Raw genomic sequence first — 25865 nt, forward strand, 5'->3', positions numbered from 1 at the left:
TCTGCTCCAGCGATTGTGCGCCTGATGAAGAGGGCAGCATGGATACTCCGACGATATGGGCCTCAGACAGCCTCTGAAAGTGCAGGGTCGTTCAGTTTGCGCTTGGTAGCAGCTTCCTTAAAACACCCCCGCGTAGAGAGGCATGGGGAGCCGAGAGTGGCAAGATCAGTAAGGCTCAGTCGTGCTGAATAATTAACACTAAGATAAATTAGTGTTAAAAGACGACAGTTAAGCCTGTTTCGTGTACAAATGACAACAGCAGCGACCGAATCAGCCTAATCAGCGCCGTACCGTGGCCGCCTACACTGGCAACTTGCGACGGTGCTGACCATCACGGCGCTGCGGAACGGCGGCTCCTTGCTGGCTCCCCAGGTCAAACGCATTTTGAACAGGTCGCCATCCTATTGGTGACGCGGCTGATCGATGTCGTCTTCTGTGCCAATGGAGGGCCGGGAGCACTGAATTCGTACTGGTGCTACTGCGTCTCTCATCATTATTCCGGCCTCGCTCCGCCCGACCTATAGTGCATGGGACATGACTTTTCCCCCTTTTGCCTCATTTTTCATGGGTGGCTTTGAATGCAGCACGCAGCGCAGGCCGTCGGGTCGCCGCATTGACGTGATTGACGCCTCGCGTCACGACCTTTACGCGGCGCAGGACTACGCCCGGCTGGCAGCGGCGGGGCTACTGACGGCACGCGACGGCCTGCGCTGGCACCTGATAGAGCAGCAGGGACAATTTGACTTTCGCTCGGCACAGGCCCAGGCCCGGGCGGCGCAGACAGCGGGCGTTGAGGTCATCTGGGATCTGCTGCACTACGGCTACCCCGACGACCTCTCGCCCTTTGAACAGGACTTCCCGGAGCGCTTTGCCCACTTTGCCCGCGCCGCGACCCGTTTTTTGCGGGGGGAAACGCGCGGCACGCTGTGGCTGTGCCCTATCAACGAGATTTCCTTCCTGGCCTGGGGCGGCGGCGACGTGGCCTACCTTAACCCCTTTGCACGGGGGCGCGGCGACGAACTCAAGATGCAGCTGGTGCGTGCCAGCATCGCCGCTATGGACGCAGCCCGCGAGGTAGATCCGGAGGTGCGCTTCCTGCATGCTGAACCGCTCATTCATATCCGCCCGCACCCGGCCACGCCCACCGAGGAAAAGGCCGCGCAAGGGGAGCACGACGCGCAATTTGCCGCGCTGGACTGGCTGCTGGGCCGCGCCCGGCCTGAACTGGGCGGTGCGGCCCGATATGTGGATGTGCTGGGGCTGAATTTCTACCCCTATAACCAGTGGTTTAAGCACTCCGACCCCGCGCAGCGCGAGGTTTTAGCGCCCGAGCATCCACAGTTTGTGCCGCTGGCCGAGCAGCTGGGCGCTGTATACGGGCGCTATAAGTTACCCCTGCTTCTGGCCGAAACAGGCACCGAGGGAGACCAGCGTGCCGACTGGCTGCGGATGGTCACGGCCCAGGCTTTGCAGGCGCGGGCGCGGGGTGTGGCGCTGCACGGCATCTGCCTGTATCCCGTGGTCAATCACCCCGGCTGGGACGATGACCGCCACTGCCACAACGGTCTGTGGGACTATCCCGACTCTACTGGACACCGCCCCGCCGACCCCGAACTGGCGGCGGCGCTGCGTGAGGGACAGGCGCGGGTTAAGAAACTTCAGTTGCAGGAAAAGGGCCTGCCGACCGTTTGCGCCTCCGTACCGCTGCCAGAGGCGCTGCGGCGTTTGGCACAGGCGCAGGCCGCCGTCACCGGCGAGGCGGCGGCGCGCGACGCTGAAGGCACCTTTCCAGCCGCGTCCTTTGAGGCGCTGCACCACGCCCAGGTGATGACCCTTACCCTGCCCACCGGGCTAGGCGGCGGCGGTCTGAGCGGCACCGACCTGCTTGAATTTCTCCGCGCCGTAGGCCGCCTGAGTCTCCCGGTCGCGCGGCTCTTTGAGGGGCATGCCAACGCCCTGCAACTGATGGTTCTTCACGGTAGCCCCGCCCAGGCGCTTCAGGCGGCGGCAGACGCGGCGACGGGCAAGCTCTTTGGCGTCTGGAACACCGAAGAAGCCCCTGGCTTACGGCTGGAAGGCGACCTGCTGAGCGGCCACAAGACCTTTACCTCTGGAGCCTACTTTGTGACTCGCCCGCTGTGCCCCGCCGAAGCCTCGGGTGGCCGCCAGCTGGTGCTGCTGCGCGACCCGGAGCCGGAGCGCTTTGACCCCAGCTTCTGGCAACCAGCGGGGATGCGCTCCAGTGTCAGCTTCCGCGCCGACCTGAGCGGTATTCGCGTAGCTCCTGAGCAGCTGATCGGGCCGCCAGGGGTGTACTACGCTCAGCCGGAGTTCAGCGGCGGGGCGCTGCGTTTCCTGGCCGCGCAGTTGGGCGGGGCGCAGGCGGCCCTGCGGAGCGTGCGCCTGGGCCTACGCCGCGCCGGGCGGGCGGGGGACGACGTGCAGCGGCTGCGTTTTGCGGCGGTTGGGGCCAGTCTGGAAGCCGCCTGGCAGACGGTGCTACAGGGGCAGCGGCGGCTGGATAGCCTGGCAGTGGGTGGACAGCCAGAGGCGCAAAGAGCCGTGCTGGCCTACGTCTCGCTGGCCCGCCTGCTGTCCGAAGATGCCTGCCTCGCCTGCGCCGAAGCCTGTGAGCGGGCGGCGGGGGCGCGTGGCCTGCTGCCGCCCTCCCCAACCGAGCGGCTGCTGCGCGACCTGCGCCTCTACCTGCGCCAGCCTGCGCCCGACGCCGCCCGCCTGGAAGTGGGGGCCTATCTGCTGGACGCCGACGAGGACAACTACGACCCGCTGGGTAACGCTGGACAGAGTGACGACCATGCTTGACCCAAAGCTTGACCCAAACCAACTTCCCGAACCTATCTGGGTGGTCGCCCCCCACCCCGACGATGAGGCACTGGGCTGCGGCGGCCTGCTGGCGGCGCTGAGCGACCTGGGCGGCGAGGTTCACGCCCTGCTGGTCACCGATGGCGGCGCGTCACATCCGCATTCCGTCAAGTATCCGCGCCCTGCTTTAGTGGGCCAGCGGCTGACGGAGTGGCGCGCTGGCCTGTTGGAACTGGGCATTCCTGCTGGGCAAACAGTGGCCCTGGGCTTCCCAGACGGCGAACTGGCGAGGAGTGACCCCGCCAGGGTACGTTCAGCCCTGGCCCGGGCCTGGGCCACCGCGCCTCCCGCCACGCTGCTTTTGCCCTGGCGACGTGACCCTCACCCCGACCACCGCGCCTGCTGGGTCTGTTTTGAACCTCTGCTGGGCAGGGTGCCCTGCGTCCTGGAATACACCGTCTGGCTGCCCGAACGCGGCGAGCCGGGCGACTGGCCCCAGCCCGCCGAAGGGCTGAGCGAACTACTTTTCCCGCTGTCAGCCGCACAACAACAGCGCAAGGCGAACGCTATCGCCGCCCACAGGTCGCAACTGGGCCTGATTGACGACGACCCCAGCGGCTTTGTCCTCGCGCCGGAGATGGTGCAGCGGGCGGTGGCTGGCCCGGAGCGGTTTTTCCGGCATTTCGCAGGCCGTGCTGGGCTATAAACTGCCCTGGTGACTCTGCCGCCGGAATACTTCGAGCATGTCTATGGAAACAGCGACGACCCCTGGAACTTCGAGAGCAGCCCTTACGAGGCCGCCAAATATGCCCGGACTCTGGCCGCGCTTCCACGCCCGCGCTACGCCCGCGCTCTGGAAGTTGGCTGCTCTATCGGGGTGCTGACGGCGCTGCTGGCCCAGCAGGCCGAGCACCTGACGGCGCTAGACGTTAACGTGCAGGCCCTGGAACGCACCCGCCAGCGCCTGGAGCAAGCTGGCCTCTTGAGCGGCGTAACTCTGCTTCAGCGCCGCCTACCCGACGAGCTGCCCCCTGGCCCCTTTGACCTGGTGCTGCTCTCCGAGGTGCTGTACTACCTGGGCGTGGATGACCTGGAGCGGGCGCTGGACGCCGCTTTAGTACGGCTGGAAACTGGCGGTACGTTACTGCTGGTTCACTGGACACCTCCGGTTCACGACTACCCGCAGACAGGCGACGCGGTACATGAGGCGGCCCTGCGGCGGGTGGCAGCGGGCACGCTCCGGCACCTGAAAGCGCAGCGGCACGGCGACGAGCAAGAAGGCTACCGGCTGGATTTGTTCGAGCGGTGCTAACAAGCGGTGCTGGGCTGACTCTCAGCGCGTTCTGAAGCCCTGCCCGCCATAGTTGGCCAGGGCCTCACAGACTTCTTGGAGCGCCTGACGTACCGGAACCGGGGGAAACTCGGCGGCCCAGTACCCGGCCTGGTCGCGTGCGGCTTGCAGTGCCTCCAGCGCCAGCCCAGAGGTGGGAAAGTCCAGCGTGACGGTGTCGTCTCTCTGGAGCCGCCAAGCCCGACGTAAGGCCGCTGATTGAGCCAGAGTCATGTCAGTTCCATACAGCTCACGGGTCAGGCGCTCGGCCTGCGCGGCGGCGACGAGTTCGGGGCCGCCCGGCACCCGCCAGCCTCCTGGCCCGCTGCGCCACTCGCCCAGTTGGGTAGACAGCCCCACTGGAACCCGCCCGCTGAGCCGCGCACTGGTGTAAACCCGCGCGGCGTGGGTGTGGCACAGCGGCAAGTCAGCCCGCGCCAGCGCCGCGACGAGGGCCATGTCTTCCAGGCAACTGACCTCGGGGAGGCCGCCCACGGCCCGGTAGGCCCGCACTGTCAGGGCCAGATTGGCCCCGAAGTGTTGCCAGTGAGTGAGCGCAGGCTCGCTCAGGCAGGCCACCCGGTGACGCAGCTGGGCGGCCACCTGACGGTAACCCGTATCCAGCAGATACACCGAGCGCAGCGGCCGGGGCAGAGCGTAGCGTTCGGCGCGTCGCAGCTGAATCCGGCCAGCGCTAGCCGCCCAGCCCTGTTCGAGCGGCGCGATCAGAGCGCCCAGCCAGTCGGGGTCGGCCTCACTGTCAGCGTCAGTGCTGACGACAATGCCCTCCTGACCAGCCATGTGCGCCCCGGTCTCCAGCGCCAACCGCCGCGCCCCAACCACGTTGGCCTGCTCGGGGGGCAGGGTCACTTCCAGCACCCGCAGTCTGAAACTGGCCTGCCGCCGAGCCACGGCCCGCGCCTGCACTGCCGTATCGTCTTGGCAATTGTTCGCCAGGACAAGCACTTCAAAAGGTCTGGAGTAAGTCTGTGCCGCCAGCGCCGTCAGTGTCCGGCTAATGCCGTTTCCTTCATCACGGGCGGGAATGGCGACGACGACGTTCACAGCTGGAAGGCAGTATACGGGCCAGGCCCCGGTAGCGCACCCGTGAAGGTTTCTGAAGGTGATTGTTAACTGACCAGTCAGTGAGAATGTGATGATGAACGCAGTGACTAGCGAGGCTTTGTTTTGTTATAGGTCAAATTGTTCTGGCTTTTTTCGCCTTTAGATCTATCCTGCTAGAGCAGCATACCCCAGCACCATTAAGCCGGATTGCCCTGCGTCCGGGAAGGAACGTCGCCTATGCCTGCCTCTCCTCACCCTGCCCTGTTCGTTCTCTCTCACCTGCGCTGGGATTTCGTTTTTCAGCGTCCCCAACACCTGATGACCCGCGCCGCCAGGAACCGCGCCGTCTATTACATTGAGGAGCCACATTTTGGTCAGTGGCCTGACCACCTGAACTGTCGGCAGGACTCTAGCGGCGTCAACGTCTGCACGCCGCACATTGAAATCGGCCACAGCCCCGCCCAGTCTCAGGCCCGCACCGCGCAGCTGCTGGCCGAACTGGTGGGCCGTGAAGGGCTGCGCGAGTACGACCTGTGGGTTTACACGCCGATGGAGCTGCCGGTCGCCGCGCTGTTGTCTCCCCGCGTAACCATCTACGACTGCATGGACGAACTTGCCAACTTCAAGGGTGCGCCGCCTGAACTGCGCGGGCGTGAGCGGCAGCTGTTTACTCAGGCCGACGTGGTCTTTACCGGGGGGCACCGTCTCTATGAGTCCAAGCGCCAGCAGCATCCCAACGTCCATCCTTTTGCGTCCAGCGTGGAAGTGGCGCACTTTGCCCAGGCCCGCCCTATCCAGGCCCGCCCTGGCCTTAGCGACCCTGCCGACCAACGTGAGCTGGCCCGCCCCCGGCTGGGTTTTTACGGCGTCATTGATGAGCGGCTGGACACCGACCTGCTGGGCGAATTGGCCCGCCGACGCCCCGAGTGGCAACTGGTGCTGATTGGCCCCGTCGTCAAGATTGACCCCGCCGAGCTGCCCCAGGGCGCTAATCTGCATTACCTGGGCCAAAAGCCCTACGCCGAGCTGCCCGCTTACCTCGCCCACTGGGACGTGGCGCTCTTGCCCTTCGCGCTTAATACATCCACCGAGTTTATCAGCCCCACCAAGACGCCCGAGTATCTGGCGGCGGGCGTGCCGGTGGTGTCTACAGGCATTCACGACGTGATTCGGCCTTACGGAGAAGGCGAGATGGCCCGCATCGCCGACGGAATAGACGCCTTTGAAGCGGCCTGCGCCGCCGTGCTGGCCGAGGCAGGAAGTGCCGCCGCCGCCGCGCGTCAGGCCCGTGCCGACGCTCACCTGTCGCAGCTGTCGTGGGACGCGACGTGGCAGGCCATGCAAGAGCAGATAGACAAAGCCGCCGAAACGAAGACTGCCCAACTTAAAGCCGCCTACACAGCCGCAAAACAACTGGAGCTGTCGCATGACTGATAGCCAAAATGATACCGAGCACCCCCAGCCATTCGATTACCTCATCGTGGGGGCGGGCTTTGCCGGTTCGGTGCTGGCCGAGCGCCTCGCCAGCGTGGGCCAGCGGATACTGCTGGTAGACAAGCGCCCCCACATCGGCGGCAACGCCTACGACTGCTACGACGACGCGGGCGTGCTGATTCATCCTTATGGCCCGCACATCTTCCACACCAATTCCAGCGACGTGTTTGATTACCTCTCGCGGTTCACGGCCTGGCGTCCCTATCAGCACCGCGTGCTGGCCAGTGTAGACGGGCAATTGCTGCCTATCCCTATTAACTTAGACACGGTCAACCGCCTGTACGGTCTGAGCCTGACTTCCTTTCAGGTAGAGGAGTTTTTTGCGTCGGTGGCCGAGAAAGTCGGGCAGGTCAAAACCAGTGAGGACGTGGTGGTCAGCAAGGTGGGGCGTGACCTTTACAACAAGTTTTTCCGGGGCTACACCCGCAAGCAGTGGGGCCTTGACCCCAGCGAACTGGATGCCAGCGTTACCGCCCGCGTGCCCACCCGCACTAACCGCGATGACCGTTACTTTGCCGATAGCTTTCAGGCGATGCCTCTGCACGGCTACACCCGGATGTTTCAGAACATGCTGGCTCACCCGAATATCAAGGTGATGCTGAACACCGATTACCGCGAGGTCGCTGGCCTGATTTCGCACGGCCACCTGATTTACACCGGCCCGGTCGACGCTTTTTTTGACCACCGTTTTGGCCGCCTGCCCTACCGCAGCCTGGAATTCAGGCACGAGACGCATGACGTAGAGCAGCTGTTGCCAGTGGGTACCGTCAACCATCCCAACGACTATGCCTACACCCGCATTAGCGAGTTCAAGCACATCACCGGGCAGCGCCACCACCAGACCAGCGTGGTGTACGAGTATCCCCGCGCCGAAGGTGACCCCTACTATCCGGTGCCCCGGCCCGAAAATGCCGAACTGTACAAACGCTACGAGGCACTGGCCGACGCCGAGCCGAACGTGACTTTCGTAGGACGGTTGGCGACCTACCGTTACTACAACATGGATCAGGTGGTAGCGCAGGCCCTGGCGACTTTCCGCCGTCTGAGTGGTGAACATAAGCAGAGTGATCAGTAGTCCTCAAAGTAGCTTAGGTTGAGCACAGTCCAGGCCCAACCTAAGCTACTTTGATATATACACTTAGCTATATACAACCTGCACATAAGCCAGAAGATGTCATCTCTTTTTCCAACGCAATTTCCGCCCATCCACCAATCCTGCCCTTTTCGCCAGAGGGCCGACCCAGCGAACACCTACCTGTTCCTGAACCGCCACTTTATCTGTCCCAGCCGCCAATTGTTGAACACCAGCCACATGCCGCAGCGCACGCCAAGGCTTATAGATGACATTCGCCCGCTGGCACAGAGAATAAAGCCTAGACAGTAACTCAGGATCAGTCAAGGCCCTTCCCTCAACTTCAAACAAAAAACCCTCTGGTAGGCTCTCAAACAAGGGAGCAGCCCCCTGCACTTTTAACCACTGACCCAGAGCGTCCTGAAGCACCTCTGAACACTTCACAACCTGCACTGGTTCAAACCCATCCTGACGGTACCTTACCCGCCAGATTCGTAACTCTGCTCCATCAGCCAGAAGGTCACCGAACTTCAGACGCCGCACCTCACTGCCTGAAAGTCCAGCCTCGGTTGCCAAAAGAATCAGCAAACGTTCCTGCGCATCAGCATGCGCAAGGAGGCGCTGCACTTCCTCTGAGGAATAAATCTCACGGCGTTCATCTACAGGGTTGCGTTCACCAACCGTTCCTAGAAAAGGATTGACCTGCACCAGCTCCAGCGTAAGCAAAAGAGCATAGAGCTTCCTGACCTGTGTGAGCCGGTTATTCAGGGTGGCCGGAGCGACGTCCTGAGCTTTCAACCACTGGGCATATTCGACGCCCACCCGCTGGAAATTGAGCAAGCTCTCCCCTGTTTCCTCCAGAAACCTTATATAAATACGCCACCCCGACAGGACGTTTTTACGGGTCGATAGCTTGTCGGAGATGTGCGGAAGCAGTTCGTTGAAAAACTCCTCGTACTGCTGGCGCTCCAGCAAGAGCTTGAGGTGGGATGGCGAGGGAAGCATGTAACGAGGATAACAGAGGTGGGTGTAAGTGTATATATGAAGTTATCTTGGGGGCAAGTCTTAGGTAGCTCTACAAGTCCGTACCACGAAATCCGTATTGTTTTCGCCTCCGCTCGGATAGAATCCAAAACGGCCCAGTTCAAGCGGCAGGGCCTATTAGACCTGACTTGTCTAGAAAGCCATCTTTCTCTCCGCGGACTTAAAGTTAAGTTGTACTCAGCCTAAAAAACAGTTTTTTGCCCTTTATCTGCCTCGCTCAGGCATGGTTTCAGGCTATTCCTTCTGCTAGGGCTTAGCGCCTTTCGTCGTCTTTAAACCCGGCCTGCCCAGGCGGCAAGCCTCTCACTGCACTTCTCCAGAGGTCTCCTTATGGCTAAATCACACCTGCCCACTGCCCTTTTCCTGAGCGCCTTACTGACGGCTTGCGGGACGAACACACCCGTCACGGCAACCGGCAACCTGACGCCGCCCACCAGCACAACCACCACGAATCAGGAGCGGGCTGCTTATCTCGACAGTCAGTCGCAGCCGCCTGAAGGAGTGCAGACGGAGGCCGTAACCGAGCTGTCACAGACCATGCCGGGGGGCCACAAAGTCAGTGCCCAGGCCCTCAACACAAGCGTACCCATTGTACTGATTCACGGCTTTGTCGGCTTTGGGCGCAATGAGCTGGGTGGAGTCATCAAATACTGGGGCGGCATTTATGACGTGCAAGAAGACCTACGCTCAAAGGGCTATAACGTCTTTACGGCGGCAGTTGGGCCAATCAGCAGTAACTGGGACCGCGCTGCGGAACTCTACGCCCAGATTAAAGGCGGCTGCGTAGACTACGGAGCGGCCCGCGCCGCGCAATACGGCCATGACCGCTTTGACACAGCCAAGTGTTACCCTGGCTTTTATCCGCAGTGGGACGCGCAGCACCCGATCAACCTCATAGGGCACAGCCAGGGTGGGCAGACCTCCAGAATGCTGGTCAAGCTGCTGGAAGACGGCAGCCCCGCCAACGCGGACGGCAACAACCTCTTTGTGGGTGGGCGCGTCGGCTGGGTGAACAACGTGATGATGATTAGCGCCCCCGGTGACGGCAGTCCTGCTGCCGATAACTTACAGACGCTGATACCCAACTTACAGAAAACCCTCATGTCACTGGCCGCCACCGCCGCCGACCTGGGCCTCAATCCCATTTACGACTTCAAGCTGGGGCAGTATCACCTAAAGCGGCAGCCGGGTGAAACCCTGGACGCCTATATCAAGCGCGTCATGGGCTCACCCATCATGACCAGTCACGATTCCTCGGCCTGGGACCTGCGTCCTGACGGAGCCAAAGAGCTGAACGCCTTTATAGGCCGCAGCAAAGTCACCAAGTATTTTTCCTGGGCGACCAACGACACCAGTCCTGGCCTGCTAACGGGCTGGGCCTACCCCAATATCACCATGAACCCCATCATTAAGCTCACTGCCTACCCCTATCCGCGCCCCATGTTGCCCGGGCTGGGCAATGTCTATGGCAGCAGCATGTACGGCGGCTACCAATATAACAGCAGCTGGTGGCCCAATGACGGCCTGGTGCCCAGCAACTATATGGGTGCGCCAGCAGGCCAGAGTATGGAAAGCTACAGTGGGCAAGTCGCTCAGGCAGGCCACTGGTATGACCTGGGGCGCCTCAATGGTTATGACCACCTCGCCATTATCGGCGTATTGTCGCCGCGTGACGTCAGAGTGTTCTACCGCAATCAGGCCGCCTTCCTCAGCAGTCAGAATTGATTTTCCGGGTGACGGGCAAGCGTGAATCAGGCTCCCGTCATCTCTGAGGAACATACCAGCAGCCAGAGAAGCGCCCCTCTCAGCTGCCACTCCAGGGTGCAACAGCCGAGAGCAAAAAAACGCCCCACGCTCAGGGCTTGGGGCGGCAACTCTGAACTGGGAGCGTGCAGGAACGGAGCCCCGGCTTACTTGTTCAGCTCACGGTAGGCGGTTTGCAGGGTATTGTCGACGCCGGTATCGGCCAGCTGGGCGTAGTTATCCAGCGATACGATGTCCGGCTTGACACTTTCGGCCACCGGCTTGTCGTTGATGTAGGTTCGCCCAGCCGTCACGCTCATGCTGCGGCCTCCCGGCAAGTCAAGGTGATAGGTACTGGTCGCCCCTACACCGTAGGTGTCGCTGCCGATCACTTTGATTCCGGCGGCCTGCATATTGGTGCTGAACATCTCGGAGGCGCTGGCGCTTTTGCCGTCGACCAGCACGACCATTTTCCCTTTCCACTGGGCCGTGTTCTGAACGGGGTAGTTCTGGTTGTACAGCCCGCACCCGTCGGTCAGAACCACGTTGCTGGCGCTGTAGGCGAACTTGATGCTGCTGCCGTCGATATACCGGGTGGATTCGCCAGCGATGTTCGGCGCGAAGGCCGCCGCTGCACCCACGAATTCGATCAGCAGGCCCCCGCCGTTGCCGCGCAGGTCCATCACGATATTGTCTACGCCCTTGCTCTGGGCGTCGGCGACCAGCTGATGAACCCGGCTGGCAATCGGCATCGGAACACTCTGGCTGCGCTGCGGGCCCACCGAGGAAAAAGTCGGAATATGGATGTAGTAGTGCTGCTTGCCGCCTGTGTCGGTGCGTACCTCGCCCCAGGGCAGGCTAGTGCCGGTCAGAACCGCTGGCGTGGCCCGCACCATGTGCTGCTGGCCAGCGGTCTTGACATTCATAACCAAATCGCCGCCAGCACTGATGGCGCTGGTCAGCACTTTACGGAAGGCGGCGTACTGTTGGTCGTCTAACAGACTGGCGGTGCGGGTCAGCGCAGTACCATTGATACTTAAAATCACGTCGCCCCGGCGCATACCCGCAGTCAAGGCCGGGCCGTTGAGCCTCGCGTCGGTCAAAATCAGGCCGTCTTGACCAGGCACCAGGGCGAGGCTGACGCCCAGGACCGGTGTGGGGGCCGAGCCGTTCTTGTCGGCGTCGGTCTGGGCACGGTTCATGTAGAAGGTATGGCCGTCTTTGACCCCGTCGATGTAGCTGTCCATCTTCGTATCGACCAGAGCCTGCCGAGCGTCGCTCAGGTTGCTGTAGCTGGCCCACTCGTCCGAAAGCAGATAGGTGTTCAGCTTGTTGGGGAAGTCTTTTTTGAAGGCCTTGTAAGCCGACTCGTGAAGATCATCGAGGTTCACGGTGCTGTAGCCGTAATACATGTTGTTGATGATGCTCTTGGTGGTGTACAGCAGGTCCTGGAGGGTTTCGGGTGTATCCGACAGGCCCCTGAGCTGGCCAGGAACATGAGTGCCCTGGTCGTAGATATCCGCTCCACGGTTGAGACGCAAGCTGAGCGGCGTGACGCCCGATCCCTTCAAGCTGGAGCAGTCGTAGTTGCCGGTGTTGACGTTGCGGGGCACAGGCGGAATCTCCGCGCTACTGGCCGGAGCGGTGTTGACTGGCGGCGTCGTCGGCGTGGGGGTAGGAGTAGGCTTTGGCGTGGGGGTTGAGCCGGTACTGCACGACGCTAGCAGGAGGCTTATTCCTAAGACCAGGATCATTGGTTTACGCATTATGAACAGTATGATATACGGCTGCCTGGGGTGCAAGAGCCGCCCAGAGCAGACCCGGCGGCCCGCTCGCCCTGTCAGCACTGTCTTTATGAGGCTCGCCTCAGGTAGGCTCAACGTGCTACGGGGTTGAACCCTCCTTGGCGACTTTGCAGGCACGAGGCCGGAAATGCACTGTACCGCACCTTCTTCTCGTTCAGTGTTTATACTTTTACCCTGAACGAACGTACAGAACCGGTCACGAGCCCTGAGGGGTCGTTGCCTTTCAAGCGGCGTTCCGGGGGGAATGATTCTGATGCTGAATATCGAGAGCGTGGCCGAGCGCGTTTTGCGCGATGAAGAGCTGTCTTTGCAAGAAGGGCTGGAACTGCTGAACCTGCCCGACACCGAAACGTTGCGCCTGGTAGACGCGGCCTGGCGGGTGCGCCGCGCGGCGTTCGGCGACCGGGTGAAGGTGAACGTGCTGCTCAATGCCAAAAGCGGCATCTGCGCCGAGGACTGCGCCTACTGTTCGCAGGCCAAGGGAGCCGACACCGGCATTCCGCGTTACCGGGTGCTGGCCCCCGACGAGATGGTCGAGGAAGCGAAAAAAGCCCAGGCCGCCGGGGCGCAGCGCTACTGCATCGTGCTGTCGGGGCGCGGCGGCACCTGGGGTGAGGTAGAGCACGTCAGCGAGGCGACCCGCCGTATCAAGGCCGAAACTGGCCTGGAAGTGTGCGCCTGCATGGGCCTGCTGCTGGGCGAGGAAGGCCAGGCCAAAGCCCAGGCACTGCGTGAGGCCGGGGTAGACGCCTACAACCACAACCTCAACACCCACGAGGACCACTACGGGAACATCTGCTCGACCCATACCTACGCCGACCGGGTCGAAACGCTGACCCACGCGTCTCAGGCGGGGATGAGCACCTGCTCGGGCGTGATTATCGGCATGGGCGAAAGCGATCAGCAGATCGTGAAACTGGCGATGACACTGCGGGCACGCCGCGCCGACTCGATTCCGGTTAATTTCCTGTTACCCATTGACGGCGCGGGGCTGGACGGCCACCAGACCACCGCCCACTTCACCCCCTGGTACTGTCTGCGGGTGCTGGCGGTGTTCCGGTTGTTCAACCCGCGCGCCGAACTGCGGGCCTCGGCGGGCCGCGAGGTGCACCTGCGCTCGTTGCAACCGCTGGCCCTGCTGATCGCCAACTCGATTTTCCTGGGTAATTACCTCACCGAAGGCGGCCAGGAAGCGAACGCCGACTGGCAGATGCTACAAGACCTGGGCCTGCACGCGGCGAGTGGCGGCGCGGTTCAGGCCGGGCAAACCGAACTGGCGGCGGCAGGAGCAGACTGAAGTGAGCTCTCCCTCCGCGCTGTTCGTGACCGGCACAGATACCGGCGTCGGCAAAACGCTGGTCAGCGCCCTGCTGTGCCGCGCCCTGAACGCCTCTTACTGGAAACCGCTGCAAACCGGTGCTGTGGACGGCGACGACGATACCCGGGTGGTAGCCGAGCTGGCCGGGCTGACCGGTCGTACCTTCGCCCCGGCCCGCGTGTACCAGGAACCGGCCTCGCCGGAGTGGGCGGCCACATTGGAGCGCACCCGCGTCAGTGTGGCCGAAGTGATGGCCTGCCGCCCGCAGGTGGACGGCCCGCTGGTTGTCGAGGGCGCGGGCGGTGTCCTGGTGGCGCTTAACGAGCGCGAAACCATGCGCGACCTGATGGCCGCCCTCGGCCTTCCGGTGGTGGTGGTGGCCCGCAGCGGCCTGGGCACTGTGAACCACACCCTGCTGACGCTGGAAGCGCTGCGCCGCCGCGAATTGCCGGTGTCCGGCGTGGTGCTCAGCGGCCCGCTGGCCCCCCACAACCGCGCGGCCATCGAGCGGCACGGCGCGGTGCGGGTGCTGGCCGAGGTGCCGCCGCTGACCGAGATTTCGGCGCAGACGGTCGCGGAGGCGGCGCGGGGCCTGGCTGAGCTGCTTTCAGACTGGCCCGCAACTGCGGCACAGGAGGCGGCCCTTGCCCGCTGACCCCACTGACACCGCCCGCCTCCTCGACCTCGATGCCCGGCACGTCTGGCACCCCTTTACCCAGGCCCGCACTGCGCCCGCACCCCGCGTGATCGTGCGCGGCGAAGGCCCTTACCTTTTTCTGGACGACGGCACCCGGCTGCTCGACATGGTCAGCTCGTGGTGGGTCAATCTGCACGGCCACGCCCGGCCTGAAATCGCGGCGGCCATTGCCCGGCAGGCCCAGGAACTCGAACACGTCATCTTCGCGGGGTACACCCACGCTCCTGCGGTCCAGCTGGCCGCGAGCTTAGCCGCTGAACTGCCCGGCGACCTCAGCCGGATTTTCTATTCCGACAATGGCTCGACCGCCGTCGAAGTGGCTATCAAAATTGCCTTGCAGGCCCAGTTCAACCGGGGCGAACCGCGCCGCCGCATCCTGGCCTTTGAGGGCGGCTACCACGGCGACACCTTCGGCGCGATGAGCGCCGGGGCAACATCGGGGTTCTACAAGCCGTTCCGGGAAAAGCTGTTCGAGGTGGACTTCGTGCCGTACCCGGCAACCTGGGCGGGCGACCCCGACCTAGCCGCCAAGGAGCAGGCTGCCCTGGCCGCGCTGGACGCCCTGCTGGGCGACGACGTGTCGGCCATCGTGCTAGAACCGCTGGTGCAGGGGTCGGGCGGCATGCGGATGATACGTCCCGCTTACCTCGACGAGGTGGTGCGGCGGGTCCGGGCGGCGGGGGCGCTGGTCATCTTTGACGAGGTGATGACCGGTTTCGGGCGCACCGGCCAGCTCTGGGCCGCGCGGCACCTCAGCGAAGTGCCGGACCTGATGTGCCTGAGCAAAGGTGTCACCGGAGGCTTTTTGCCGCTGGGAGTCACGGCGGCCAGCGAAGAGCTGTACCGGGCTTTCGAGGGCGACTCGTTCGCGCAGGCCTTCGCGCACGGCCACTCGTATACCGCCAACCCGCTAGGCTGCGCGGCGGCGCTGGCCTCGCTGGACCTCACCCTCTCGCCGCAGACTGCTGCCCACTGGGCGCGCATCGGCGCGGCGCACGAGCGGGTCATGCCCGAGCTGGCGGCGCACCCGCATCTAGAGCGCGTCCGGCGTTGCGGCACCATCCTGGCCGCCGAGATTCGCGGGGCCGGGGAGTACGGCGGCAACGTGAGCCTGGAACTCCGGCAGTTTTTTGCTGCTCGGGGTCTGCTGATGCGCCCGCTGGGCAACGTGGTGTACCTGATGCCGCCCTACCCGGTCACCGACGAGCAACTGGCCCAGGCTCACGCCGCCATGCTGGACGCGGCCCAGGCGTTCGGGCGGGCCGGGTGAGGTTGGCAGGATGACCTGGGAGCGCCTGCACACCCGCCTGGACGCACTGGCCGCCCAGGGCCGTGAACGCCAGCTGCACGACTGGACAGCCGACTCGGAGCCGGGCTACGTCCGGACCGGTGGGAGGCGGCTGCTTGACCTCGCTTCAAACGACTACCTGGGCCTTTCGCGTCAGCGCTGGACGCCTGACACCGTTCACGACCTCCTGGCAGGCGACCCCGACGAACCTGTCGTGCTGGACGCCCTGACCCGCTTCGGTGCGGGCGCGGCGCGGCTCATTAATGGCAACCACCCGGTTTACGGCCTGCTGGAACGCGACCTGGCGCGGCTCAAAGGCCGGGAAGCGGCGCTGATATTTGGCAGCGGCGTAGCGGCCAATACCGGCGTGATTCCGGCGCTGATGGGCCAGGGAGACGCCGTCTTCAGCGACGAACTCAACCACGCCTCTATCATCGACGGCGTCCGACTGAGCCGCGCCGAGACGCAGGTGTTTCCCCACCGCGACCTCGGGGCGCTGGAACGGCAACTGGCGGCCAGCCACGCCGCGCACAAACTGATCGTGACCGACGCGCTGTTCAGCATGGACGGCACGCTGGCCGCGCTGCCTGAACTGGTCGCGCTCAAGAAGAAGTACGGCGCGTGGCTGATGGTGGACGAGGCCCACACCGGGGGCGTCTACGGGTCAGGCGGCGCGGGGCTGGCCTGTGCCCAGGGCGTATCAGGTGAGGTGGACGTGCTGATGGGCACGCTGGGCAAGGCGTACGGCAGCGTGGGAGCCTATATCGCCGGGGACGACGTGCTGATTCGCTACCTGCTGAACGCGGCACGCTCCTTTATCTTCACGACGGGCCTGCCGCCGGTCAACGTGGCGGTGAGCCTGCTGAACGTGCGTTACGCTCAGGGCATGGACGAGGAGCGGCGGCGACTGCACGCTCATGCCGCGCGGTTCCGCGCCGCCCTGAGCGCCCAGGGCCTCGACCTCGCGGGCAGCGAGTCGCAAGTGGTACCGGTCGTGCTGGGGGCCGCAGACCTGACTCTGCGGCGGGCGGAGGAGTTGCGGAGCCGGGGCTACGGCGTGGTGGCCATTCGCCCGCCGACGGTGGCCCCGGACAGCGCCCGACTGCGCTTTGCACTGAGCAGCGTGCACCGCTGGGAGGAGCTGGAGCAGTGCGCGGCTGACATCAATGACCTGTCTGACGACCAGGGAAGCCGGGTGGGTGCAGAGCGTTTGAAAGAAGAACACGGTGATGTTTATTCGGGGTCATGTGAGAGTCCGTGCGAAAAATTACCCTAGTAATATAGGTTACTTTTGAGTCTCAAAGTGTTGAAGCTAGCGCTGGGGCCTGGGCCGTGACGTGCAGCCGTGACGAAAGTTGCGTTAGGAAGTTAGATTACAATTTGGGAAATGGCCTTTGAATTCCTGACTAACGAACACTTGGCTCAGTATGGTCGCTACAGAGGCGATCCAACCGCTGCACAGTTTCAGCATTCTTTCCACCTTACCTCTCAACATCTTGGCCTGACTACACGATTCGCGCAAAATCCTACGCTAAGGAAAATTAGCTCACTGAGACGGCAATATCCGGCACGATTTCGGCTAAAGGCCGCCAAGAGTAGTCCCCGGTCAACGCGATGTGCTCCCAACCCAGCGGGGAGAGATGAGGTAGGAGTTCCTCTGGAACGTCCTGCCCGTCCTTTTTCATTTCATCAATGGCATTTTGAAGGGCCACTGTGTTCCAGGCGCTAATCATGGCAACCAGCAATTGAATGCCGTTGGCCCGCAGGTTCTGCGCCTCGTTCGAGCGGTCACGAATTTCGCCGTTTCGGTGAATAGCAACCGCTCTGGTCAGAGAATGGAGCGCCTCACCCTTGTTCAGGCCGTGGTGAACGCGCAATCTGAGTTCAGGGCTGCTGAGCCATTCCAGCGTGAACAGCGTGCGTTCGATTCGGCCCAGTTCACTCAACGCCTGAGCCAGGCTGTTCTGCCTTGGGTAAGCGGCCAGCTTGCTCATCAGCAGGGAGGCGGTGACTGTTCCTTGCCTGACCGAGACGGTCAGGCGGCGTAATTCATCCCAGTTCTCGCGGATCAGTTCCAGATTGAGTTTGCGGTTAATGAGTGAGGCCACAACAGGATAGGTGCGGGGTGGTTCCGGCGTGTACAAGCGCGTTTCAGTCAGGTCACGAATTCGCGGAGCGAAGCGGAATCCAAGCAGGTGGCACATCCCGAAAACCTGGTCGGTAAATCCTGCTGTATCGGTGTAATGCTCCTGAATCTGAAGATTGGACTGGTGATAGAGCAAGGCATCCAGGACGTGCAGGGCGTCTCGCACATTGGCAGTAATCGCCTTGGTGTGAAAAGGGGCGTATTGGTCGGAAACATGCGTATAGAACAGCACACCCTGTTGCCGGCCATATTTCGCATTCAGATGGCCGAATTTCCGGCCATGTCCACCAACGGCGAAGTGAAATGTCAAGGGTTTTGTGGAGGGTTAGTTCAGGTTGAGGGCTTGCTCCTCAAAGGCCACCGGGGACCGGTAGCTTAACGCTGAGTGACGGCGCTGACGGTTGTAGAACACCTCAATCCATTCAAATACCTCGCTACGGGTCTGATTGCGCCCCCATTTGGGTTCGTACAGCTCAAGTTCTGTTTTTAAAGTCGCAAAAAAGCTTTCCTGAACGGCGTTATCCCAACATTCCCCCTTCCCACTCATACTCTGAAGCGCATCTAGGCGTAACAACGCCTGTTTGTAGACATCACTGGTGTACTGGCTTCCCCTATCAGAGTGGTGCAGCAGGCCAGGTGGGGGCTGGCGACGCTCTACAGCCATCTCCAGTGCCGCTGTAACCAGCGGCGTGTGAAGACGCTCGTCTAGCGCCCAGCCGACGATTTTCCGTGAGTACAAGTCCATCACTGTTGCTAGGTAAAGCCAACCCTCCGTCGTTGGTAGATAGGTAATGTCTGTAGCCCACTTTTGATTCGGGCCATTGGCTGCGAAATCGCGGTTCAGCACGTTTTCAGCGACTGGACGAAATGGGTTCGCTTTCGTTGTGGTGCGAAATTTACGCTTACAGAGGGGAAAAAGCTTTGCTTGCCGCATCAGACGACCAATTCGTTGACGACTGACCTGTTCACCCTCCTCCGCAAGATCAACTTGGATGCGCAAGGCACCATAGGTGCCACGACTTGCCGAAAAGTGTGTATGGATTTTTGTCGTCAGGGCGCGGTCTTTCTGGATTCTTTCTGATTCTGGCCTGCTTCGCCATGCATAGTAGCCGCTGATGCTGACCTCCAAGACGCGACACATTAGGTCTATAGGGAACTCATCTTGGTGTGCGTCTATGAAGGCAAAAATCAGGGTTGTCTGGCGAAGAAGCGGGCAGGCCCCATACGGGTGCCGTTTTGCCCAAGACAGGCCAAGGCTTTTTTTAGAATATCGCGCTCCTGACGGGCAATAATCAGCTCTTGTTCAAGTTCCTTAAGGCGAGCCTCTTGCACCGACAATGCGGCGACTCCTCGCCCCGTGAAGACGGGGCGTCCTACGGCTATTGATAACGCGGTAAGTTCGTGGCGAGAAGTAAACTGGGGGCATGACTGAGGTTTGGCGACCCAGACTCCTGACCCGACAGCAAATGGAAGAACGCCGCTTTGCGGCATTACCCTTCTTGAGGGATAGAACGCTTTCATCCACTGTATTAGCACGTCAATTTGGCGTTGCACCTACAGCGATTCGCGCTTGGAGACAACGTCTTGCCCAAGGTGACTCACTGGAAGCCACCCGTTCAACCGGGCGTCCAGCATTTTTGACTGATGAGCAAGTTGCTGAACTCATGGACATCATTCGGGCTGGCCCAGACCCACAGCAATATGATGATGGACGCTGGACGACAGCGCGGATTCGTGACCTGATTGGACGTAAGTATGGGGTCTGGTATGACCGTGACTGGGTTGGCAAGCTTCTTGTGCGCTGGGGATTTTCTTGGCAAAAAGCCGAAAAACGCCCTCTAGAACAGAAAACTGAGCAAATTGATGAATGGCTGGAAGCAGAGCTTCCAGTCTTGGAAAAAAAAGATAGACGAGGGTGAAACAGTCGTCTGGGCCGATGAAGTCGGGATAAGCATGAAGCCTGTCGTGGGTAATACATGGGCTACACGGGGAGAGACTCCAATTATCTTTGCCAAAACCAATTGGAAGAAGCTCTCCGTCATTGGGGGAATCACGTCTGGAGGACAGTTTTTTCAACAGACACACGAAGGTTCAATCAAGGCTACTGGTTTCATTGCTTTCCTAACGCACCTTCTGCGACACATAGAAGGGAAAATTACCGTTGTCGTAGACAACGCTAAGATTCATAGAGCGAAGATGGTTACGGATTTTGTCGCCAAGGAGGAACGGCTAAGTATCACTTACCTACCACCCTATAGTCCAGAACTGAACCCGATTGAACTCGTCTGGGCCTACGTCAAGCGTCATCACCTTGCCAATTTCTGTCCCGAGACACTGGAAGAACTCAAGGCGTACTTGAGAAAAGTCTGGCCGAAAATTCGATACCGTCAGTTGCCCGCCAAACTTCTTGGCCTTGACCTTGAGGCGACATCAACTTAGCGCGGCATCAATAGTGCGTCTTCACGTATTGGAGGTTGTGGTGGGCCACGCCGTCCTGTCCGGCAGCCACCCGCTTCAGTCCAGTGTTCGTTCCCAGTCCGAACAGGCACAGCAGCAGACGCTGCTGAAGGTCTTCGCGGCTGAGGTTCTCGCGGGTCATGAAGCTCTTGAAGTGCGGGGTGATCCCCGCACGTTGGTCGGACTCCACCAGCACTTCCAGCAGTTGCGTGTTCCAGAACTGCCGTCCCACTTCGCCTTTGAGCGTGTCATAGAAGGGTGGATCAGGTTGGGCTTTCAGAGGGGAGACCACAAATCGCCCACCATCAAGTTTTGTGACCTTCACTTCGGCATTTTTTGGCAGCCCGTCGTGCAGCATCACCAGAGCATCATTCAGTTGCTGTTCCAGACCCAAGACAAAGGTTTCCACGTCCTGCGGTTGGCTTAGCGCCTCGAAATACTGCGTTTTCTGGGTCTCGAAATCCTGCGGCAAGTCTTTTTCTGGATCACGGTAATTATCCGCGCCCACCACCCAGATTTCGCGGGAACGCACCGCGTCCCGCAGGGCGGATAGCACGCACAATTCGTAATTCACCCGGTTGACCCGTGTTTTGCCGTCCGTACCCTGCTCAAGAATTAAATTCTGGATACTGCGGTCGATCACGCCGCCGACAGGAATGACTTCTTCGGGCGGGTAGATGCGAACATAGCTGTCCACATAGCGTTTCAGTAGTCCCAGCGCCTGTATCACGGGTTGATGCCGCTGATTGTTGGAGCGGAACTCCAGTTCAGTCAGCACCCAAGGGATCATGCGGCGGTAATGGGTCTTATAAGTGCCGCGCAGGACGGTATGCACCTGTTGACGAAATCCGCCCTTCTCCTTGAATTCTCGCAGCAGGTCGCGCAGCGTCTCCTCGCTGACCACAGGAAAGAGGACAGTCCGGACGGTGCCGTCTGGGTTCGCCAGCGCGGCTTCGAGGAGCTTCTCCCAGAGCCGTTCCTTGTTATTGACCTTCTTGAACTCTTTGACGAATTTCTTCTCTACGCGCCGCTCGGCCCGGACATTGATGTGATGCACCATATCGATCAGGTGCGTCACCAACGAATCCGTGAGTTCAGTCATGCGGGTAACGCAGAAGGCGGCCAGCAACGTCAACCTCACAGGTGCGGCCTGCACACGGAAGTGGCTGGGGGATTCGGTGGCCGCCCGCTCCCGGTAACGCACCAGGACGTGCGGCGACACGTCTGCAAAGAGGCTGTGAGATAAGCCAATTTTTCGCAGCAGGCGCAATTTCTCAATCTGCTGTTCCACACTGTCCACCCCGCGTTTCTCGGAGTTAGTGCGGAGGTTTTGCAACACTGAGCCGCGTGGAATCAGTTCGCCTTCCCCCGCTTCATCTTCTGGGAGCGGAATGGCGTCCAGCAGCTTGTCTAATGCTTCCCGTTGCGCCGCGCTGAGTCGGTCATGGATAGTCTGGCACAGGCACTGGTCGTACTGCCGCTCGGCAGAATCCACGAAACGCTGTAACCGCCCAGTGCTGGGCGGTTCAATCTTGTTGCCTCGTAACCATTGAAAAGCCGCGTCCGTGACCGCTCCCACACGGAATTCTCGTGGCACCACGGACTGGCTGAGCCAGTCCGTCAGGGTGTCGGCGTCCTCGCGGGTGAATTCCCTGAAACCGCAGTAGGCGCGGATGTCCTGACGCTGGTAGCTGCTGTTGCGGCTGCGCCAGTTGAATTCCCGGTACTGCTCGTGTGGGACACCGACCTGCCTTGCCACGTACTTGACGACCAATTCCGGTACTTCATGGCTGTTGTAGGGGAATTTCCCTTCGTGCTGGAAGGCTTTAAGCATCACCGCGAAGCCCAGTCTGGTCGGGCCAGTCTTGTTGCCCAGGAGTTCACGTTCAGCGGGGAGGAGCGTCCATACGTCGATGAGTTCGTCAATCGTCCAGCGCTGGTGCATGGAAGCTCCTTGAAAGTGCCGACTCTGCACAGTGTCGGTACTGCTCCCACAGAGAACGGTGGCAAGAGGTGACAGGAAGCGGGTTAGTGGTGCTCCACTAGCTTACGCCAATCATCAAAAGACCTGAAATGCCAGTTCTATTTGCAAATCCGGCACTTCGGATGCAGGAGAAATCTACCAGTAGAAAATCCTCAAATTACGGTATAATCCATTCTTTCGCGTTTTTTACGCTCAAAGCATACTGAGTCCAGAAGTGATCACTTCAACTTCAGCAGGACAAGGAGCAACAAATGAGCTTACCGGAATTCAACAAAGTGGCCCGTGTAGACGTAACCCCTCAGGTGCGTGGCCTGTCTGGGCAGATCACCATTCCCGCAACCTGGACGAACAACAACACCGGCGATTTCTTCAACTTCTACCTCGGCCTGGGCAGCGTCGAGTGCGGCGTGAGCAACGCAGCGGGTCAGCCCTACCTGCACTGGTTCGTGAACAACAACTACGCCAATGACGCCGCCCGGTCAAACGGCCCGTACACAGCCGCCTTCGGCCCTGGCACCTCTCATGCCCTACAACTTTACCTGGACACTTCCGGGTACATCCACTTCGTGGTGGACGGCACGGAAGTGTACAAGTCCACGGGCGTCCACAGCGCCACCACCGGACGCTTCATCATTGCGGCGGCCCAGGTGATCAACTCCTCAGCGGATTACGGCGGCACCTGGCGCGTGTACCATGACGCGGCCAGCTTCACCTCGATGAAATACATGGACGCCAGTGGAAACTGGCAGAACGTGACCTCCAGCAATGCCAGCGGCACGAAGACCCACCAACCTAATGCGAACACGCCCGGTGGCCCTTACCCCGCGCCCCAGGCTCCCGTGGATTACACGGCCACCTTCATGCTCGACTCGAATAAGTTCTACGGCGCACTGCGGTAAAACCCACCAGGAGACAAAAGGCCACGAACTGTGGCCTTTTGTCATGGGACGATGGGGAAAGCGCGTTCCTCCAGTTGCTCCTGAACATAAGTTCGCTGGAAACGTTCCTGGCCCTGCGGCGTGATGGTGGCTGTGTGGATGTAGATGGTGCCGACCGAATCGCTGATCAGAAACTCATCCACGCCCGAACGCCAGTCAGGCCGCTGCCCCTCTTCCTGCACGGGACGCCCGAGGTAAGCCAGCAGGCGACTGGCCGCTGTGGGCCAGGGCTGGCCGAGGCTGGCCGCCCAGGTCTGCCGGGCCACGCCGCCTGTCACCGTGAACGCCTGCGCGAAATGCTGTTCCGGATCCATCAGTATGAACTCGCCTGATTGTCTTTGTGGGAACAGATACGCAAACTGCTCGCTGGTCTGCCGGGCCTGGTCGCCCGGCAGGAAGGTGCGGGGCAGACTGAGCGAGCGCCGCCTATCGAGCGCCAGTTTTGCCTGAGTCTGCACCGCTTGGGTGTACCCGTCTGGCGTAGAACCTTGCGCCAGGCTGCTCAGCCCCAGGGCGTTTGCGAGGTCGGTGGCCGGGACGGTGAGCTGGTCGCCTGACCGCCTGGCCTGGAAGGTGATGGTGGCGCTCCCCATGCGTAGGTCCTCAATGCGGCCCTGACCGCTGCTCAGGCTGAGGAAGATGCGCCGTCCGCTCTGTGGCAAAGTGATCTGCACCTCTGCCGGGGTGACCTTCACAATGAAGTGCGGGTCGACTCGTGGCAGGATCTGCGTGAGCGTGGGGATGACCAGAACCTCCCCTGCTTTCAGGCTTGGCATGCTCACGGTGCTGGTGGTGGTTGCCGGATGAAAGCGGGAGGTCTGAGCGGATGCAGGGGTAGTCAGCAACAGGCCAAGCAGCAAGCGAGGGATCATGCGCGAAATGTGGTTCATGGAAGTGACCTCAGTCTGAAGGAACGGAGTGCGTCAGGCGAAAGGGCTTTAACGCATGGAATTAACGAGCGCCATCGTAGCCCGGAGTGAAGCCTCAAGCGGCAGATTCACCGTGCTGGTTCTGACGTAGACATCTTTTGTCAGGTAGAGCGACTGGCAGGTCGTTTTGATCTGTTTCGACAGGGCGGGATAATCGAAAAACCACGGCTGACAGTGTGCGTACACAGTGCCTTTTTTGAATGCTACTTTGCGAACTCCGGCGGAGGCGGAGTCTACAAAATCCTTCAGGTTCTTTTGAATTTGCCCCTCAGTCAAGTTGACTCTGGTGATCTGATAGACCATAGCGGCTGTTTTCGAGGACGGTGTAGGTGCGCCTGGTGAATCTAGGGTGTAAATGATCGTCACCTGCGGACTCGTGGTGATGTAACGCTCGTCTGAATTCTTGCCATTGGACCAGACCCCCAGTCGTTTAAAGCCTTCATGTTGAGGCGCTGGGAAATTCATCTTGAGTTGTTTGATTCCTTCATTAAACGATAAGGTCTCACTTTGTCGCAGTGGATCACTGTAGGGCATAGCAAAAATGGAGTAGATGGCAGCATCAAATGGTACAATCAGCGCTTCACGTTGCGCTGTTGCGCCAGAAATTGTAAACATTGCACTTAGTCCAAGACTAATGGCGACAGACTTCAGAAGCATGATTTCATTTTAAGCGAATACCATTGAAATAGGCGTCCACCTTTTGGTGGACGCCCGTTAGCGGTTAGCGGAGGATCAGGGCAGGTCGCTGATCAAGGTATAGTTCGCGGCGCAGGTGAACACTTGCACAGGACGGAGATCCGTTCCCTCGAATTTGCCCACATCCTTACGGTAGAGGCGTGCGCTGCCCCCACTGTCGCCCGCCAGGGCATTCTTGCAGCCCAGGCTGATCATGTAGTTCGCCATTTCGGTGAGGGTCAGCGCGTTGCGGTACGCCAGAACCATATAGCCCGTCGAGGTGACACCCATCGCAATGCGTTCAACAGGGTCATTCTCACGCAGGCCGGAGCGGGTTGCCCAGGTCGCCTTGGTCACACTGCCGTCCTTGACGATGTGGGGACCAGAACCGATGCTCCACTGCACGCTTCCCTTCATCGCCAGCGCATCGGTTTGCGTGTGGAAATAGAAGGAGCCATTCGTGTCGTAGGTGATCGCGTCGATGTTCTTGGCAGAGTACGCGCAGACGGTGCTGGCGTTGATGATGAGCTGGCCGATCAGCCCTTCGTTTACGGTGGGACTGGTCGGGGAGTTGAAGTACATGAAGTTGCTGGCCGCTTTGAGTCCAGCGTTTTCAGGCAGGGCCATGTAATCGCGCAAGTGAACAGCGGCAGACCCACTGCAACCTAGGAAACGAAGTCGGAAGTCGGACGGAAGGAATTTAATCGCACTCATGACATTACCTCTTATAGGGATTGAAGTGATCACTTCTGTCATCAGTGTGCTCGCTTTCGCCAAGAATAGAAACATTGCTATCTACCAATAAAACAGTGAAAACTAATAGTATATTCCTACTGTTTTCGGCAGTTCGCATTACGCACTCCCGCAGTAGGCGTTTCTATGTAGGGAATGACCAAAGAAGTAAATAGAGCGCCAAAATTGATTCATTCCGGGGAACCTTGCTCAGCGAGTCTTCCTGGCTTGACTAGGGAAGCTGGCAGGTAACTGCTCAGCACGAGAAGTCGAGTTTGGGTAAGACGCCACGAAAAACGTCAACTAAGCCAGTCCAAATGGATAG

Annotated in this window: 21 protein-coding genes and 1 pseudogene; 13 read left to right on the forward strand and 9 right to left on the reverse strand. The window is 60.6% G+C overall.

Annotated features, from left to right (window positions below):
- Positions 1-534: 534 nt before the first annotated feature.
- Genes QZ269_RS06300 through QZ269_RS06310 form a run of 3 tightly spaced genes read left to right on the forward strand, consistent with a single transcriptional unit; the run spans position 535 to position 4135 of the window.
- A complete protein-coding gene (locus QZ269_RS06300) occupies positions 535-2823 on the forward strand; it encodes an acyl-CoA dehydrogenase family protein (protein ID WP_291425467.1) in 2289 nt (762 codons plus the stop codon).
- Positions 2816-3529: a PIG-L deacetylase family protein gene (locus QZ269_RS06305; RefSeq protein WP_291425469.1), complete on the forward strand. Its 714-nt coding sequence runs from the start codon at positions 2816-2818 to the stop codon at positions 3527-3529. Before QZ269_RS06300 ends, QZ269_RS06305 begins: the two co-directional genes overlap by 8 nt.
- A gap of 9 nt (positions 3530-3538) precedes the next feature.
- Positions 3539-4135, forward strand: a complete 597-nt coding sequence (locus tag QZ269_RS06310; RefSeq protein WP_291425471.1) for an SAM-dependent methyltransferase — start codon at positions 3539-3541, stop codon at positions 4133-4135.
- Between the two features lie 21 nt (positions 4136-4156).
- Here QZ269_RS06310 and QZ269_RS06315 read toward each other — a convergent pair whose 3' ends face one another.
- Positions 4157-5218, reverse strand: a complete 1062-nt coding sequence (locus QZ269_RS06315) for a glycosyltransferase (RefSeq protein ID WP_291425473.1) — start codon at positions 5216-5218, stop codon at positions 4157-4159.
- Between the two features lie 237 nt (positions 5219-5455).
- Here QZ269_RS06315 and QZ269_RS06320 point away from each other — a divergent pair, with 237 nt between their 5' ends.
- Both QZ269_RS06320 and glf read left to right on the forward strand, forming a co-directional pair.
- Complete coding sequence (locus QZ269_RS06320; RefSeq protein ID WP_291425475.1) at positions 5456-6652, forward strand: glycosyltransferase family 1 protein; 1197 nt, start codon at positions 5456-5458, stop codon at positions 6650-6652.
- Positions 6645-7787, forward strand: coding sequence for a UDP-galactopyranose mutase (gene glf / locus QZ269_RS06325; RefSeq protein WP_291425477.1), 1143 nt, complete (start codon positions 6645-6647; stop codon positions 7785-7787). Before QZ269_RS06320 ends, glf begins: the two co-directional genes overlap by 8 nt.
- Positions 7788-7886: 99 nt before the next feature.
- Here the strand turns inward: glf and QZ269_RS06330 are convergent, their stop codons facing one another.
- Positions 7887-8789, reverse strand: coding sequence for a site-specific integrase (locus QZ269_RS06330; protein ID WP_291425479.1), 903 nt, complete (start codon positions 8787-8789; stop codon positions 7887-7889).
- A gap of 369 nt (positions 8790-9158) precedes the next feature.
- Here QZ269_RS06330 and QZ269_RS06335 point away from each other — a divergent pair, with 369 nt between their 5' ends.
- On the forward strand, positions 9159-10553 hold the full coding sequence (locus QZ269_RS06335) for a triacylglycerol lipase (protein ID WP_291425481.1): 1395 nt from the start codon (positions 9159-9161) through the stop codon (positions 10551-10553).
- A gap of 185 nt (positions 10554-10738) precedes the next feature.
- Here the strand turns inward: QZ269_RS06335 and QZ269_RS06340 are convergent, their stop codons facing one another.
- Entirely contained in the window at positions 10739-12337 is a 1599-nt protein-coding gene (locus QZ269_RS06340) for a S41 family peptidase (RefSeq protein ID WP_291425483.1), read from the reverse strand.
- Between the two features lie 283 nt (positions 12338-12620).
- On the opposite strand from QZ269_RS06340, the gene bioB reads away from it, so the two are divergent.
- The 4 genes from bioB to QZ269_RS06360 are packed head-to-tail and all read left to right on the forward strand — an operon-like array spanning position 12621 to position 16955.
- The gene (bioB, locus tag QZ269_RS06345) at positions 12621-13673 is read left to right on the forward strand and encodes a biotin synthase BioB (protein WP_291425485.1); all 1053 of its coding nucleotides are present in this window, start codon (positions 12621-12623) and stop codon (positions 13671-13673) included.
- 1 nt (position 13674) lies between these two features.
- Positions 13675-14349, forward strand: coding sequence for a dethiobiotin synthase (gene bioD / locus QZ269_RS06350; RefSeq protein ID WP_291425487.1), 675 nt, complete (start codon positions 13675-13677; stop codon positions 14347-14349).
- Positions 14339-15661, forward strand: coding sequence for an adenosylmethionine--8-amino-7-oxononanoate transaminase (gene bioA / locus QZ269_RS06355; RefSeq protein WP_291425489.1), 1323 nt, complete (start codon positions 14339-14341; stop codon positions 15659-15661). The genes bioD and bioA overlap by 11 nt, the downstream gene beginning before the upstream one ends.
- A gap of 10 nt (positions 15662-15671) precedes the next feature.
- Entirely contained in the window at positions 15672-16955 is a 1284-nt protein-coding gene (locus tag QZ269_RS06360) for an 8-amino-7-oxononanoate synthase (protein WP_291425491.1), read from the forward strand.
- Between the two features lie 265 nt (positions 16956-17220).
- On the opposite strand, the pseudogene QZ269_RS06365 reads toward QZ269_RS06360, so the two are convergent.
- Positions 17221-18093, reverse strand: a pseudogene (locus tag QZ269_RS06365) (Tn3 family transposase); the annotation flags it as partial.
- Positions 18094-18150: 57 nt separating this feature from the next.
- Entirely contained in the window at positions 18151-19074 is a 924-nt protein-coding gene (locus tag QZ269_RS06370) for an IS3 family transposase (protein WP_291425507.1), read from the reverse strand.
- A gap of 175 nt (positions 19075-19249) precedes the next feature.
- Here QZ269_RS06370 and QZ269_RS06375 point away from each other — a divergent pair, with 175 nt between their 5' ends.
- Both QZ269_RS06375 and QZ269_RS06380 read left to right on the forward strand, forming a co-directional pair.
- Complete coding sequence (locus QZ269_RS06375; RefSeq protein ID WP_291425493.1) at positions 19250-19744, forward strand: winged helix-turn-helix domain-containing protein; 495 nt, start codon at positions 19250-19252, stop codon at positions 19742-19744.
- Positions 19689-20264: an IS630 family transposase gene (locus QZ269_RS06380; RefSeq protein ID WP_291425495.1), complete on the forward strand. Its 576-nt coding sequence runs from the start codon at positions 19689-19691 to the stop codon at positions 20262-20264. Before QZ269_RS06375 ends, QZ269_RS06380 begins: the two co-directional genes overlap by 56 nt.
- Before the next feature lie 7 nt (positions 20265-20271).
- Here the strand turns inward: QZ269_RS06380 and QZ269_RS06385 are convergent, their stop codons facing one another.
- On the reverse strand, positions 20272-22227 hold the full coding sequence (locus QZ269_RS06385; RefSeq protein ID WP_291425497.1) for a DUF4158 domain-containing protein: 1956 nt from the start codon (positions 22225-22227) through the stop codon (positions 20272-20274).
- 290 nt (positions 22228-22517) lie between these two features.
- Between QZ269_RS06385 and QZ269_RS06390 the strand changes: the two genes are divergently transcribed.
- Complete coding sequence (locus QZ269_RS06390; RefSeq protein WP_291425499.1) at positions 22518-23165, forward strand: hypothetical protein; 648 nt, start codon at positions 22518-22520, stop codon at positions 23163-23165.
- Positions 23166-23206: 41 nt separating this feature from the next.
- Here QZ269_RS06390 and QZ269_RS06395 read toward each other — a convergent pair whose 3' ends face one another.
- From QZ269_RS06395 to QZ269_RS06405, 3 genes are all read right to left on the reverse strand, one after another.
- On the reverse strand, positions 23207-24076 hold the full coding sequence (locus QZ269_RS06395) for a hypothetical protein (RefSeq protein WP_291425501.1): 870 nt from the start codon (positions 24074-24076) through the stop codon (positions 23207-23209).
- A gap of 66 nt (positions 24077-24142) precedes the next feature.
- Positions 24143-24790 carry a hypothetical protein gene (locus tag QZ269_RS06400; protein WP_291425503.1) on the reverse strand — a complete coding sequence of 216 codons (648 nt, stop codon included), beginning with the start codon at positions 24788-24790 and terminating at the stop codon, positions 24143-24145.
- Between the two features lie 75 nt (positions 24791-24865).
- Complete coding sequence (locus tag QZ269_RS06405) at positions 24866-25435, reverse strand: phosphodiester glycosidase family protein (protein ID WP_291425505.1); 570 nt, start codon at positions 25433-25435, stop codon at positions 24866-24868.
- Positions 25436-25865 lie beyond the last annotated feature (430 nt).

The sequence above is a fragment of the Deinococcus sp. genome, from assembly GCF_018260405.1.
GTDB lineage: Bacteria > Deinococcota > Deinococci > Deinococcales > Deinococcaceae > Deinococcus.

What these genes read in the sequence shown, in the direction of transcription:
- QZ269_RS06380 (WP_291425495.1), top strand. Translation starts at nt 19,689, where the DNA reads ATGAATGGCTGGAAGCAGAGCTTCCAGTCTTGGAAAAAAAAGATAGAC.
- QZ269_RS06400 (WP_291425503.1), bottom strand. Translation starts at nt 24,790, where the DNA reads ATGCTTCTGAAGTCTGTCGCCATTAGTCTTGGACTAAGTGCAATGTTT.
- QZ269_RS06360 (WP_291425491.1), top strand. Translation starts at nt 15,672, where the DNA reads ATGACCTGGGAGCGCCTGCACACCCGCCTGGACGCACTGGCCGCCCAG.
- QZ269_RS06405 (WP_291425505.1), bottom strand. Translation starts at nt 25,435, where the DNA reads ATGGCCCTGCCTGAAAACGCTGGACTCAAAGCGGCCAGCAACTTCATG.
- bioB (WP_291425485.1), top strand. Translation starts at nt 12,621, where the DNA reads ATGATTCTGATGCTGAATATCGAGAGCGTGGCCGAGCGCGTTTTGCGC.
- QZ269_RS06320 (WP_291425475.1), top strand. Translation starts at nt 5,456, where the DNA reads ATGCCTGCCTCTCCTCACCCTGCCCTGTTCGTTCTCTCTCACCTGCGC.
- QZ269_RS06330 (WP_291425479.1), bottom strand. Translation starts at nt 8,789, where the DNA reads ATGCTTCCCTCGCCATCCCACCTCAAGCTCTTGCTGGAGCGCCAGCAG.
- QZ269_RS06300 (WP_291425467.1), top strand. Translation starts at nt 535, where the DNA reads ATGACTTTTCCCCCTTTTGCCTCATTTTTCATGGGTGGCTTTGAATGC.
- QZ269_RS06305 (WP_291425469.1), top strand. Translation starts at nt 2,816, where the DNA reads ATGCTTGACCCAAAGCTTGACCCAAACCAACTTCCCGAACCTATCTGG.
- QZ269_RS06395 (WP_291425501.1), bottom strand. Translation starts at nt 24,076, where the DNA reads ATGATCCCTCGCTTGCTGCTTGGCCTGTTGCTGACTACCCCTGCATCC.
- QZ269_RS06340 (WP_291425483.1), bottom strand. Translation starts at nt 12,337, where the DNA reads ATGCGTAAACCAATGATCCTGGTCTTAGGAATAAGCCTCCTGCTAGCG.
- QZ269_RS06390 (WP_291425499.1), top strand. Translation starts at nt 22,518, where the DNA reads ATGAGCTTACCGGAATTCAACAAAGTGGCCCGTGTAGACGTAACCCCT.
- QZ269_RS06385 (WP_291425497.1), bottom strand. Translation starts at nt 22,227, where the DNA reads ATGCACCAGCGCTGGACGATTGACGAACTCATCGACGTATGGACGCTC.
- QZ269_RS06335 (WP_291425481.1), top strand. Translation starts at nt 9,159, where the DNA reads ATGGCTAAATCACACCTGCCCACTGCCCTTTTCCTGAGCGCCTTACTG.
- QZ269_RS06375 (WP_291425493.1), top strand. Translation starts at nt 19,250, where the DNA reads ATGACTGAGGTTTGGCGACCCAGACTCCTGACCCGACAGCAAATGGAA.
- glf (WP_291425477.1), top strand. Translation starts at nt 6,645, where the DNA reads ATGACTGATAGCCAAAATGATACCGAGCACCCCCAGCCATTCGATTAC.